Origin of the sequence: Streptomyces sp. JW3 (assembly GCF_052216785.1) — a bacterium.
In the GTDB taxonomy this organism is placed as follows: domain Bacteria; phylum Actinomycetota; class Actinomycetes; order Streptomycetales; family Streptomycetaceae; genus Streptomyces.
On the sequence record NZ_JBQOUX010000055.1, the window covers coordinates 1 to 13,820 of the forward strand.

Below are 13,820 nucleotides of genomic sequence, written 5' to 3' on the forward strand. Positions count from 1 at the left end.
GAAGCACCGTAAGGTGTGGAGTTGACTGGTACTAATAGGCCGAGGGCTTGTCCTCAGTTGCTCGCGTCCACTGTGTTGGTTCTGAAACCACGAACAGTCTTTTCTGGCTGTTGTTTCATAGTGTTTCGGTGGTCATAGCGTAGGGGAAACGCCCGGTTACATTTCGAACCCGGAAGCTAAGCCTTACAGCGCCGATGGTACTGCAGGGGGGACCCTGTGGGAGAGTAGGACGCCGCCGAACAAATCTTATAAAGAGCGGGACCCGGAACTTCCGTTCCGGGTCCCGCTCTTTTTTGTTTTCTGTCACTTGGTGTTCACGTTCCGCAACGACCATCCAGAGCATGAGTACTGCCGCAATGCTCAGGGCCGCCGGTGTCGGAGTCGGTGACGAGGTCGTCGTGCCGGCCTTCGGGAACGTGGAAGTCGCCGAGGCCGTCGCCCTCGCCGGTGCGATGCCAGTGTTCGCCGACATAGATCCGGTGACCTACTGCCTCGATCCCGCCGCCGTCGAAGCGGTCGTGGGACCACGGACCGCAGCCGTCGTGGCCGTCCACCGATTCGGCCGGCCGGCCGACCTGAAACGGCTGCACGACCTGGGGCAACGGCACGGGCTGCTGGTGTTGCAGGAGAGCGAACCGGGGGCGCCGTCCGACGAGATAGCGCAGCGCAGGCAGCGGGCCGCCTACCTCGACACGAGGCTTCGGGGGGTGCGCACACCTGATGGCGGTGACGGGCACACCTATGGGCAGTACGTGGTGCGGGTGCTCGGCAACGGGCGGCCGGACCGGGACGCGTTCGCGCGGGCCGTGCGCGGCCGGGGTGTCGAGTGCCGGGTGCCGGTGAAGACGCCCGTGCACCGGCTGCCCGAATTCCGGCGCTGTGTCGCGCTGCCGGAGACCGAACGGGCCGCCGACGAGACCCTCGCGCTGCCCGTCGACGCCTCGCTGACCAAGCGGGACATGCAGCGGATCGTGTCCGCGTGCAATGCGCTCGGCGGACTGCTCCAGACCGCTGTTTGAGGTGGTTGGGAGCATGGCTGTGTTCGGGGTATGATCTATTCCGTTGCCGCGAGGGAAACCTCGAAAAGCGACCGGCCCCCATAGCTCAGTCGGCAGAGCGTCTCCATGGTAAGGAGAAGGTCAACGGTTCGATTCCGTTTGGGGGCTCCAGCAGAGCAGTAGAGCCAAAGAAAAGGCCCCGCCCGATTGGGCGGGGCCTTTCTCATGCCCTCAGTCCGTGTGCGGCTCGGGGACCCGCATGGCCAGGATCGCCATGTCGTCGGACGGGGCGTCCGACGCGAAACGCTCCACCGCGCGCATGATGCGGGCCGCCACCGCACCGGCCGTCAGACCCGTGCAGGTGGTGAGGACGTCGGCGAGGCCGTCGTCGCCCAGCATGCGGGTGCCCTCGCGGCGCTCGGTGACCCCGTCCGTGACACAGAGCAGCACGTCGCCCGGGTCGAGGGTGACCGTCTGCTCGTACAGCTCCAGATCCTCTATGACGCCGAGCAGCGGCTGCGGTTCGGCGGCCGGTTCCACCGTGCCGTCCTGGCGGAGGCGGAGCGGGAGCGGGTGGCCGGCGCAGACGACCTTGAGTTCGGCGCTGCCGTCCTCCAAGGGGCGCATCTCGCCGTACAGGAGGGTCAGGAAGCGGCTGCGGGCTCCCTCATCGAGGATGGCCGAATTCAGACGTTCCAGGACCGCGGGGCCGCTGAGGCCCTCGCGGGCCAGCAGGCGCAGGGCGTGCCGGGCCAGGCCGGTGACCGCCGCCGCGTTCGGGCCCGTACCGCAGACGTCGCCGATGGCGAAGCCGTAGACGCCGTCGCGGATGGTGAACAGATCGTAGAAGTCGCCGCCGACCTCGTTGCCCTCGCCGGCCGCGCGGTAGATGACCTCCACCTCGACGCCCTGGATGCGCAGGAGTTCGGGGGGCAGGAGGCTGCGCTGGAGGGCCTGGCTGATGGCCGTGCGCTCCGAGTAGAGGCGGGCGTTGTCCAGGGCCAGGGCGGCGCGGCGGGAGAGGTCCTCGGCCAGTTCCAGGATCTCCTGGCGGAAGTGCTCGTCGGTCGGTTTGCCGAGGGTCAGCATGCCGATGACGCGGTTGCGGGCGACCAGCGGGAGGACGACCGTCTCGCCGCCGACCGCGGCGGCGGTGGCGAGGGTCGGGCCGATGCCCGGGGTGACCTGGCGGGTGGGCGTGCTGCTGAGACCGAGGCTGCGCATGGAGCTGCGGAGCGCCGCCTGGTGGGCGATCTCACCGGGGATGGCCCAGACCCGGGCGCCGGGAGTGGGGACCGGGTCGGGTGGGGAGACCTTGGAGAGCAGGGACTTGATGCCGTCGATGAGCTCCTCGTCCTCGTGCAGGACGTAGGAGAGATACGGCTCGGAGGCCTGGTCGGCGATGGTGTAGACGGCGCACCAGGTGGCCAGGGTGGGGACCGTCATCTGGGCCATCAGGGCGAGTGTCTGGTCGCGGTCCAGGGTGCCGGCGAGCAGATCGGACGCCTCGACGAGGAAGCTGAGGGAACCGCGACGCAGCCGCTCCAGTTCTCCCAGGCGGGCGGACTCGACGGCCAGGGCGATGCGGTCGGCGGCGAACTGGAGGCGCAGCGCCTCCTCGTTGGTGTAGCGGCCCGACGCCTCCGCGGCGACGCCGAGGGAGCCGGTGAGCCGGCCCTCGACCTTGAGCGGGACGGTGACCACCGAGCGCATGCCGGTGCCGCCCAGCAGCGGTACGGCGCCCGGTACGGCGGCCAGGTCGTCGTGGACGGCCGGCATCCGGGCCGAGCCGTAGCGGCCGGGACCGGCCTCCACGGGGACCCGGGCGAAGCGCTGGCGGGCGGAGGGCAGGCCGGTGGAGGCGCGGACCTCCAGTTCCGTCTCGTCGTCGGTGGCCAGCAGCAGGAAGGCGGCGTCGCCGTCGAGCATGTCGCGGGCCCGCTCGACCGTGCGCTGGAGCAGGCCGTCGAGGTCGTCCGGGGCGGGGGAGCCGATGAAGACTTCGAAGGGGTCGGTGTTCTGGCCCTCGGCGGAGGTGTTCGTGTCGGAGGCCGGGACCCGCAACGGGGTCTGGAGCACCGCGCGTTCATGGTCGCGGACGAGGAGGCAGACCGTGGACGGTTCGCCGCCGGTGTCGCGGACCCGCAGGTGGGAAGCGTAGACGGGGGTGATGCGGCCGCTGGCGCCGCGGATGCCGTAGCTGCCCTCCCAGCGGGACAGCCGCAGGGCCTCGACGATGCCGGTGCTGGTGCCGGGGGTGTGCGGCCAGGCGGCGAAGTCGGTCAGCGGCTTGCCGGTGACCTGCTCGGCCCGGTAGCCGAAGAGGTCCTCGGCGTCCTCGTTCCACGCGGTGATCGCGCCGGCCCGGTCGATCTGGACGACGGCGACCCGGACCCGGCCGTCGGCGAGCGGCAGCAGGGCGGCCGGCAGCGCGGGCCCGGCGGCACGGGTGCCGACGGGGCGCTCGGGCAGCGTGAGCCGGAACCAGACGGTCTTGTGGGTGGGCGTGTACTCGACGCCCCAGCGGTCGGCGAGGGCCGCGCAGAGCTGGAGGCCGCGGCCGCCCTCCCGGTCCGGGCTGCCCATGTTGGCGGGCGACGACTGGAGCGGAACCTCGCGCTCCGGGTAGTGGTCGGCCACCTCCACCCGTACGCCTTCGTCGCTGCGCAGGCAGACGACGTTGGCGGCGGTGCCCGCGTGCACCACGGCGTTGGTGACGAGTTCGCTGGTCAGCACCACGGCGTCGTCGACGATGTCGGCGTGTCCCCAGCCCTGGAGCGTGTCCCGGACGAAGGCGCGGGCGCTCGCGACCGATCGCCCGACGGGCTCGAAGCTGGCGGCCGCGCGCGCGGTGATCACAGAACTCCTCGAACCTCTCTGTCCCTGCGGGGCTCCGCCGGCCGGATCGTGCCGCTGCTGCGGCAGACCTTCCGTCGGCTGGGGTTCCGGGGGTGGTCCCCCCGGCATCAGTCCGGTGGTCATGGTCGGCCGCCCCTCCGATGCCCGCTCGTCTCGTGCCACCGCCCAGGCCGGTCGGAACCGGCACGGCTGGACAGCCGCATGCAAGGTTACTTACCTTCGCCGTCCGTGCGGATGCCGGTCTGCAGTGTTTCCGCCCAGAGGGTGTGCGGACGATGTGCGAAGCTGCCGAACTGTTATGGCCTGGTTCGGCCGGGGTGAAACACTGGGCAGGCTCCCGGTGAGGGTTGCGGCGGGCCGAGTGCCGGTGGCGCGCGGTGGGCAGCAGCCCTGGAAGCGGCCCGGCACAGCGGGCGGGAGCGCGCGGCAGCACAGGAAATACCAAGCAGTAACCGGTACGCCGAGATGTGGTACCCGGGCACAGCGGTAACGGTCGACCCCTGCGGGAGGGACACAGTGGAGTCTGGCGCAGCGACGCGGGGCACGAAAACGCGCGCGAAAGGCGGACAGTCCCCGAACAATCAGGGCAAGCGAGGCAATGGCACCACGGTTGTGGACACGGCCTCGCTGAACCGGCTGCTGGCCGCTCTGGTGACGATGCGGGACGGGAACTTCCGCCGGCGCCTCACGGTGTCCGGGGACGGGGTGATGGCGGAGATCGCGGCCGTCTTCAACGAGGTCGCCGACCGCAATCTGCATCTGACCGGTGAGCTGGCCCGGGTGCGGCGCGTGGTCGGGCGTGAGGGAAAGCTCACGGAGCGGCTGGAGACGGGGGCGTGCGAGGGCTCCTGGGCGACCGCCGTCGACAACTCCAACGCGCTGGTGGACGATCTCGTACGCCCCGTCTCCGAGGTCGGCCGGGTGCTGACGGCGGTCGCCGAGGGCGATCTGTCGCCGCGGATGGAACTGCGGACGCAGGCGGCGGAGGGGGCCGGGCATCCGCTGCGCGGCGAGTTCCTGAAGGTCGGGCGGACGGTCAACAACCTGGTCGACCAGCTCTCGACGTTCACCGACGAGGTCACCCGGGTGGCCAGTGAGGTGGGTACCGAGGGCAAGCTGGGCGGACAGGCCCGGGTGCGCGGCATGTCGGGTTCCTGGAAAGACCTGACCGACTCCGTCAACACGATGGCGTACCGGCTGACCGCGCAGGTCAGGGACATCGCGCTGGTGACGACCGCGGTCGCCAAGGGCGATCTGTCGCGCAAGGTCACGGTCGACGTGGCCGGCGAGATGCTGGAGCTGAAGAACACCGTCAACACGATGGTGGATCAGCTGTCCGCCTTCTCGTCCGAGGTGACGCGCGTCGCGCGGGAGGTCGGTACCGAGGGTGAGCTGGGCGGACAGGCCCGGGTGCCGGGGGTGGCCGGCGTCTGGAAGGAGCTGACCGACTCCGTCAACACGATGGCCGGGAACCTGACCGCCCAGGTGCGCGGGATCGCCGAGGTGACCACCGCGGTCGCCAACGGTGATCTGTCGCGCAAGGTGACCGTGCCGGCCCGGGGCGAGGTCGCGCAGCTCGCCGAGACGATCAACCAGATGACCGAGACGCTGCGGATCTTCGCGGACGAGGTCACCCGGGTGGCCAACGAGGTCGGCGCGGAGGGGCAGCTCGGCGGGCAGGCGAACGTGCCGGGGGCGGCGGGGACCTGGAAGGACCTGACCGACTCCGTGAACACGGTGTTCCGGAACCTGACCACGCAGGTGCGGGACATCGCCGCCGTGACGACGGCGGTGGCCAACGGTGATCTGTCGCAGAAGGTCACCGTGGACGTGGCCGGCGAGATGCTGGAGCTGAAGAACACCGTCAACACGATGGTCGACCAGCTCTCGGCGTTCGGTGCCGAGGTGACGCGGGTGGCGCGCGAGGTCGGCGTCGAGGGTGAGCTGGGCGGGCAGGCGCAGGTGCCGGGGGCGGCGGGGACCTGGAAGGACCTGACCGACTCCGTCAACACGGCGTTCCGGAACCTCACCGGGCAGGTGCGCAACATCGCCCAGGTGACGACGGCGGTGGCCAACGGTGATCTGTCGCAGAAGGTCACGGTCGACGTCTCCGGCGAGATGCTCCAGCTGAAGAACACCGTGAACACGATGGTGGACCAGCTCTCCAGCTTCGCCGACCAGGTGACGCGGATGGCCCGGGACGTGGGCACCGAGGGGCGGCTCGGCGGTCAGGCCCGGGTGGACGGCGTGTCCGGTACCTGGAAGGAACTGACCGACTCGGTCAACTTCATGGCCGGGAACCTGACGTCCCAGGTGCGGCAGATCGCCCAGGTGACGACGGCCGTGGCGCGCGGTGATCTGTCGCAGAAGATCGACGTGGACGCGCGCGGGGAGATCCTGGAGCTGAAGAACACCATCAACACGATGGTGGACCAGCTGTCGTCGTTCGCCGAGCAGGTGACGCGGGTCGCCCGTGAGGTGGGCACCGAGGGGCGGCTGGGCGGGCAGGCCCAGGTGCCGGGCGTCGCGGGCGTCTGGCGCGATCTGACCGACTCGGTGAACGGCATGGCCGGGAACCTCACCGCTCAGGTGCGCAACATCGCGCAGGTGGCGACCGCGGTGGCGCGCGGTGACCTGTCGCAGAAGATCACCGTGGACGCGCGCGGGGAGATCCTGGAGCTCAAGAACACGCTGAACACGATGGTGGACCAGCTGTCGTCGTTCGCCCAGGAGGTCACCAGGGTTGCCCGTGAGGTCGGCACCGAGGGCATCCTCGGCGGGCAGGCCGAGGTGCAGGGCGTCTCCGGCACCTGGAAGGACCTCACCCAGTCGGTCAACGGCATGGCGAACAACCTGACGCTCCAGGTGCGCAACATCGCCGAGGTGACGACGGCGGTCGCCAAGGGCGATCTGTCGAAGAAGATCACCGTCGATGCCAAGGGCGAGATCCTGGAGCTGGTCACGACCGTCAACACGATGGTCGACCAGTTGTCGTCGTTCGCCGAACAGGTCACCAGGGTGGCCCGCGAGGTGGGCACCGAGGGCATCCTGGGCGGCCAGGCGCACGTGCCGGGCATCACCGGCATCTGGAAGGATCTCAGCGGCAACGTCAACCTGATGGCCAAGAACCTGACCGTGCAGGTGCGGAACATCTCCCAGGTGGCCGCCGCCGTCGCCAACGGCGATCTGACCCGGACGGTGACGATCGAGGCGCGCGGCGAGGTCGCGCAGCTCGCCGACACCTTCAACACGATGGTCAAGACGCTGAGTTCGTTCGCCGACCAGGTCACCAAGGTGGCCCGGGAGGTCGGCACGGACGGCATCCTGGGCGGGCAGGCGCATGTCCCGGGGGTGGCCGGCACCTGGAAGGACCTCACCGAGTCGGTGAACCAGATGGCGTCCAACCTGACCGGTCAGGTGCGCAACATCGCCCTGGTGACCACCGCCATCGCCAAGGGCGACCTCTCCAAGAAGATCGACATCGACGCGCGCGGGGAGATCCTGGAGCTGAAGACGACCATCAACACCATGGTCGACCAGCTGTCGTCGTTCGCCGAGGAGGTCACCCGCGTTGCCCGTGAGGTCGGCACCGAGGGGCAGCTCGGCGGGCAGGCGCGGGTGCGGGACGTCGACGGCACCTGGCGGGACCTGACCGAGTCGGTGAACGAGATGGCCGGGAACCTGACCCGGCAGGTGCGGGCCATCGCGCGGGTGGCGACCGCGGTGACCCGCGGCGACCTGAACCTGAAGATCGACGTGGACGCCTCGGGGGAGATCTCCGAGCTGCAGGACTACATCAACAAGATGATCGCCAACCTGCGCGACACCACGATCGCCAACAAGGAGCAGGACTGGCTCAAGGGCAACCTGGCGCGCATCTCGGCGCTGATGCAGGGTCGCCGGGACCTCCAGGACGTCGCCTCGCTGATCATGAGCGAGCTGACGCCGGTGGTCTCCGCGCAGCACGGCGCGTTCTTCCTGGCGATGCCCCTGGTGGACGGTCAGGAACCGGCCGCCGCGCGGGAGGACAACTACGAGCTGCGGATGCTCGGCTCGTACGGCTACTCGATGGGGTCGATGCCGACCTCCTTCCGGCCGGGGGAGGCGCTGGTCGGGACGGCCGCGCAGGAGAAGCGCACGATCCTGGTGGAGAACGCGCCCAGCGGCTATCTGAAGATCTCCTCCGGGCTCGGCGAGGCGCCGCCCGCGCAGGTGATCGTGTTGCCGGTGCTGTTCGAGGGCAAGGTGCTCGGCATCATCGAGCTGGCGTCGTTCACGCCGTTCACGCAGATCCAGAAGGACTTCCTCAACCAGATCGCCGAGATGATCGCGACCAGCGTCAACACCATCTCCGTCAACACCAAGACCGAGGTGCTGCTGAAGCAGTCGCAGGAGCTGACCGAGCAACTGAGGGACCGCTCCGAGGAACTGGAGCAGCGGCAGAAGGCGCTCCAGGCGTCCAACGCCGAACTGGAGGAGAAGGCCGAGCTGCTGGCCCAGCAGAACCGTGACATCGAGGTGAAGAACACCGAGATCGAGGAGGCCCGGCAGGTCCTGGAGGAGCGCGCCGAGCAACTGGCCGTCTCCATGCGCTACAAGAGCGAGTTCCTGGCCAACATGTCGCACGAGCTGCGTACGCCGCTCAACTCGCTGCTGATCCTGGCCAAGCTGCTGGCCGACAACGCCGAGGGGAACCTGTCCCCGAAGCAGGTCGAGTTCGCCGAGACCATCCACGGTGCCGGGTCCGACCTGCTCCAGCTGATCAACGACATCCTGGACCTGTCCAAGGTCGAGGCGGGCAAGATGGACGTCTCGCCGACCCGGATCGCGCTGGTCCAGCTGGTCGACTACGTCGAGGCCACCTTCCGGCCGCTGACCGCCGAGAAGGGCCTCGACCTGTCGGTGCGGGTCTCGCCGGAGCTGCCCGCCACGCTGCACACCGACGAGCAGCGGCTGCTCCAGGTGCTGCGCAACCTGCTGTCCAACGCGGTGAAGTTCACCGACTCCGGCTCGGTCGAGCTGGTCATCCGGCCGGCCCGGGACGACGTGCCGCAGCGCATCCGGGAGCAGCTCCTGGAGGCCGGTTCGCTGACCGACCCGGGGGCGGCGCTGATCGCGTTCTCGGTGACCGACACCGGGATCGGCATCGCGGCCGGCAAGATGCGGGTGATCTTCGAGGCGTTCAAGCAGGCCGACGGCACCACCAGCCGCAAGTACGGCGGCACCGGTCTCGGGCTGTCGATCTCCCGGGAGATCGCCCAGCTGCTCGGCGGCGAGATCCACGCGCAGAGCGAGCCGGGCCGCGGCTCGACGTTCACGCTGTACCTGCCGCTGCACCTCAGTGAGCTGCCGCCGCAGGGCTACCAGCAGCCGGTGGCCGCGCTGGAGGCCGGTGACCTGGTGTCCGCGGCGGTCCGGGACGAGGAGGCGGAGGCCCGGGCGCGGGCCGAGACGCCCGCCGAGGTGAAGTCGTACCAGGAGACGCAGCACGGTCCGGCCGCGCTGTTCCGGCGCCGGCGCCGGGCGTTGCCGCAGCTGCCGGAGGCCGAGCCGGGGCCCGCGCCGCAGGAGGACCGGTCGGCCGTGGAGCAGGAGCCGCTGCCGCAGTCGGTGCGGGGCATCCGGTTCGGCGGCGAGAAGGTGCTGATCGTCGACGACGACATCCGCAACGTGTTCGCGCTCACCAGCGTCCTGGAGCAGCACGGGCTGTCGGTGCTGTACGCGGAGAACGGGCGCGAGGGCATCGAGGTGCTGGAGCAGCACGAGGACGTCGCGGTGGTGCTGATGGACATCATGATGCCCGAGATGGGCGGGTACGCGACGACCACGGCGATCCGTCGGATGCCCCAGTTCGCCGGGCTGCCGATCGTGGCGCTGACCGCCAAGGCGATGAAGGGCGACCGGGAGAAGGCGATCGAGTCCGGTGCCTCCGACTACGTGACCAAGCCGGTCGACCCGGACCATCTGCTGACGGTCATGCAGGAGTGGATGAGGGGTGCCTGAGCGGTGGGTTCGGGGGGCGTGCGAACGTAGTACCGACGGACCACCGACGGCAGGGCGGGCACCTCGGGGTGCGCGCGCGGTCGCTGACTCAGTGTGCCCGAAGCCGTGTAGAGGCGCGGGATTCGGGGAACCTTCTGGTCCCCCGCTGCGTTTCTGCTACGTGCACAGTGACATCTCGGTGACAGGGTGTGGCGACAGGCGGGGTGCGGCTACGATGACCGGCACAAGGACGGGCGGCGCAAGGGAGTCGTCCCCCGGGGCGGCACCGGTCGGTGCCACCCCAAGTCCTGCGGACAGGGGAGGCCCCACGCCGGGGCGAGGAGGGCGGGCCATGGTGCAGAAGGCCAAGATCCTCCTGGTCGATGACCGGCCGGAGAATCTGCTGGCGCTGGAGGCGATCCTCTCGGCGCTCGATCAGACGCTGGTGCGGGCATCGTCCGGGGAGGAAGCGCTCAAGGCACTGCTCACGGACGACTTCGCGGTCATTCTGCTGGACGTCCAGATGCCGGGCATGGACGGTTTCGAGACCGCGGCGCACATCAAGCGGCGGGAGCGGACCCGGGACATCCCGATCATCTTCCTCACCGCGATCAACCACGGACCGCACCACACCTTCCGCGGCTACGCGGCCGGCGCGGTGGACTACATCTCCAAGCCGTTCGACCCGTGGGTGCTGCGCGCGAAGGTCTCCGTCTTCGTCGAGCTGTACATGAAGAACTGCCAGCTGCGGGAGCAGGCGTCCCTGCTGCGGCTCCAGTTGGAGGGCACCGGCGGCAAGTCCGCGGCCGGCGAGGCCAGGGAGTCGGCCGGGCTGCTCGCCGAGCTGTCGGCGCGGCTGGCGGCCGTCGAGGAGCAGGCCGAGGCGCTGTCCAAACAGCTGGGCGACGACTCGACGGACGCCGCAGCGGTGGCCACGGCGGCGCACCTGGAACGCAAGCTCACCGGGCTGCGGCGGGCGCTGGACGCGCTGGAGCCGGGCTCGGGCGGCCAGAGCGCGGTCCACTGAAGCCCGCACCTCTCGTGAGGTCGCGTCACCGCCCCTCGCGGACGCGTCAGTTCCGGTGTCACCGCAAGCACGACACGAACGGGTGAAGCAGTAGGCACACGTGTCCGTCGCCGTCTCCACCGGTAACCTCACACCTATGGCCTCACGTCCCTCCGCAGCCAAGAAGCAGCCCGCGAAGAAGGCGGCTCCCGCGAAGGCTCCGGCGAAGAAGGCCGCCGCGAGGAAGGCGCCCCCGAAGAAGGCGCCCGCCAGGAAGGCCGCGGTGAGGAAACCCGCGCCCGCCCCGGCCCTCAGTCCCACCAGTGGTGTCCTGCGCCTGGTCCGGGCGCTCTGGCTGGGCCTGGCGCACGCGGTCGGCGCCGTGTTCCGCGGCATAGGGCAGGGCGCGAAGAACCTCGACCCGGCGCACCGCAAGGACGGCGTCGCGCTGCTGCTGCTCGCCATCGCGCTGATCGTCGCCGCGGGCACCTGGGCCGATCTGAAGGGCCCGGTCGGCGACCTCGTGGAGATCCTGGTCACCGGCGCCTTCGGCCGGCTCGACCTGCTGGTGCCGATCCTGCTCGGCGCCGTCGCCGTGCGCTTCATCCGGCACCCGGAGAAGCCCGAGGCCAACGGCCGCATCGTGATCGGCCTCTCGGCGCTCGTCATCGGCGTGCTCGGCCAGGTGCACATCGCCTGCGGCTCGCCCGCGCGCGGCGACGGCATGCAGGGGATAAGGGACGCCGGCGGGCTGATCGGCTGGGCGGTGGCGACCCCGCTGTCGTACACCATGACCGACGTACTGGCGGTGCCGCTGCTGGTGCTGCTGACCGTCTTCGGGCTGCTGGTGGTCACCGCGACCCCCGTCAACGCCATCCCGCAGCGGCTGCGGCTGCTGGGCGTCCGGCTCGGCGTCGTCCGCGACCCCGTGGCCTTCACGGACGACGAGGAGCGGTACGAGGAGCAGTGGCGCGAGGCGCTGCCGGCCCGGCCTCGGGGGCGCCGGGGACCCGCCCCGCAGGCGTACGACCCCGAGACGGCCGAGGAGGAGGCGCTCACCAAGCGGCGCGGCCGGCCCCGGCGGTCCGCCGTGCCGCAGCCCGACGGGGAGCGCCGGATGGACGCCGTGGACGTCGCCGCCGCGGCCGCCGCCGCGCTGGACGGCGCGGTGCTGCACGGGATGCCGCCGTCGCCGCTGGTCGCCGACCTCACCCACGGGGTGAGCACGGGGGAGCGGGAGCAGACCACCCCCACGCCGGTGCCGAAGCCGGTCCCCGGGGCCCGGCCCAAGCAGGAGAAGCTGTCCAGCGGTGCGGTCCCGGACCTGACCAAGGCCCCGCCGGCCGCGGAGCGCGAGCTGCCGTCGCGCGCCGAGCAGCTCCAGCTCTCCGGGGACATCACCTACGCCCTGCCGTCGCTGGACATGCTGACGCGCGGCGGTCCCGGCAAGTCCCGCAGCGCCGCCAACGACGCCATAGTGGAGGCGCTGACCACCGTCTTCACCGAGTTCAAGGTCGACGCGGCGGTCACCGGCTTCACCCGCGGGCCGACGGTCACGCGGTACGTGGTGGAACTCGGTCCGGCCGTGAAGGTGGAGCGGGTCACCGCCCTGACCAAGAACATCGCGTACGCCGTCGCCAGCCCCGACGTGCGGATCATCAGCCCGATCCCCGGCAAGTCCGCGGTCGGCATCGAGATCCCCAACACCGACCGGGAGATGGTCAACCTCGGCGACGTACTGCGGCTCGCGGAGTCCGCCGAGGACGACGACCCGATGCTGGTCGCCTTCGGCAAGGACGTCGAGGGCGGGTACGTCATGCACTCGCTGGCGAAGATGCCGCACATGCTGGTGGCCGGCGCCACCGGCTCCGGCAAGTCGTCCTGCATCAACTGCCTGATCACCTCGGTGATGATGCGGGCCACCCCGGAGGACGTCCGGATGATCCTGGTCGACCCCAAGCGGGTCGAGCTGACCGCCTACGAGGGCATCCCGCACCTGATCACGCCGATCATCACCAACCCCAAACGGGCCGCCGAGGCGCTCCAGTGGGTGGTCCGCGAGATGGACCTGCGCTACGACGACCTGGCCGCCTACGGCTACCGGCACATCGACGACTTCAACCGCGCGGTGCGCGAAGGCAAGGTCAAGCCGCCCGAGGGCAGCGAACGCGAGCTCCAGCCGTACCCGTACCTGCTGGTGATCGTGGACGAGCTGGCCGACCTGATGATGGTGGCGCCCCGGGACGTCGAGGACGCGATCGTGCGCATCACGCAGCTCGCCCGCGCGGCCGGCATCCACCTGGTGCTCGCCACCCAGCGGCCCTCCGTCGACGTCGTCACCGGTCTGATCAAGGCCAACGTGCCGTCCCGGCTGGCCTTCGCCACCTCCTCGCTGGCCGACTCCCGGGTCATCCTCGACCAGCCCGGCGCCGAGAAGCTGATCGGCAAGGGCGACGGCCTGTTCCTGCCGATGGGCGCCAACAAACCGACCCGTATGCAGGGCGCCTTCGTGACCGAGGACGAGGTCGCGGCGGTCGTCCAGCACTGCAAGGACCAGATGGCGCCGGTCTTCCGGGACGACGTCACCGTCGGCACCAAGCAGAAGAAGGAGATCGACGAGGACATCGGCGACGACCTCGACCTGCTGTGCCAGGCGGCCGAGCTGGTGGTCTCCACGCAGTTCGGATCGACGTCCATGCTCCAGCGCAAGCTGCGGGTCGGCTTCGCCAAGGCGGGGCGGCTGATGGACCTCATGGAGTCGCGGAACATCGTCGGACCGAGCGAAGGCTCAAAGGCGCGTGATGTTCTTGTGAAGCCTGACGAGCTGGACGGCGTGCTGGCCGTGATCCGGGGGGAGTCTGAAGGGTAGGGGAGCGGGCGCGCGAGCCGGACGGGCACCGTGATCCATCCGCAATCGATCAGTGGGCAACCGTTTCCCCGCGGCGTACGTCAAGTTGAGGAAAGCAACGAACACG

The 13,820-nt window shown here is 70.1% G+C and carries 5 protein-coding genes, 1 tRNA gene and 1 rRNA gene; 6 read left to right on the forward strand and 1 reads right to left on the reverse strand.

The genetic code is table 11. The features are described 5' to 3' along the window. The first annotated feature begins 124 nt into the window (after positions 1 to 124). From rrf to ACTT8P_RS22075, 3 genes are all read left to right on the forward strand, one after another. A 5S ribosomal RNA gene (rrf, locus tag ACTT8P_RS22065) occupies positions 125 to 241 on the forward strand. Positions 242 to 356: 115 nt separating this feature from the next. Then, a complete protein-coding gene (locus tag ACTT8P_RS22070) occupies positions 357 to 1,019 on the forward strand; it encodes a DegT/DnrJ/EryC1/StrS family aminotransferase (RefSeq protein ID WP_442833459.1) in 663 nt (220 codons plus the stop codon). A gap of 74 nt (positions 1,020 to 1,093) precedes the next feature. Then, positions 1,094 to 1,169, forward strand: a tRNA-Thr gene (locus ACTT8P_RS22075). A gap of 60 nt (positions 1,170 to 1,229) precedes the next feature. Here the strand turns inward: ACTT8P_RS22075 and ACTT8P_RS22080 are convergent. Then, positions 1,230 to 3,980, reverse strand: coding sequence for a SpoIIE family protein phosphatase (locus ACTT8P_RS22080; protein WP_442833426.1), 2,751 nt, complete (start codon positions 3,978 to 3,980; stop codon positions 1,230 to 1,232). A gap of 393 nt (positions 3,981 to 4,373) precedes the next feature. Between ACTT8P_RS22080 and ACTT8P_RS22085 the strand changes: the two genes are divergently transcribed. The 3 genes from ACTT8P_RS22085 (at position 4,374) to ACTT8P_RS22095 (ending at position 13,714) form a co-directional block, all read left to right on the forward strand. Then, the gene (locus tag ACTT8P_RS22085) at positions 4,374 to 9,860 is read left to right on the forward strand and encodes a HAMP domain-containing protein (RefSeq protein ID WP_442833427.1); all 5,487 of its coding nucleotides are present in this window, start codon (positions 4,374 to 4,376) and stop codon (positions 9,858 to 9,860) included. Positions 9,861 to 10,191: 331 nt separating this feature from the next. Then, the gene (locus ACTT8P_RS22090) at positions 10,192 to 10,866 is read left to right on the forward strand and encodes a response regulator (RefSeq protein WP_442833428.1); all 675 of its coding nucleotides are present in this window, start codon (positions 10,192 to 10,194) and stop codon (positions 10,864 to 10,866) included. Between the two features lie 136 nt (positions 10,867 to 11,002). Beyond that, complete coding sequence (locus tag ACTT8P_RS22095) at positions 11,003 to 13,714, forward strand: DNA translocase FtsK (RefSeq protein ID WP_442833429.1); 2,712 nt, start codon at positions 11,003 to 11,005, stop codon at positions 13,712 to 13,714. The last annotated feature ends 106 nt before the right edge of the window (positions 13,715 to 13,820 follow it).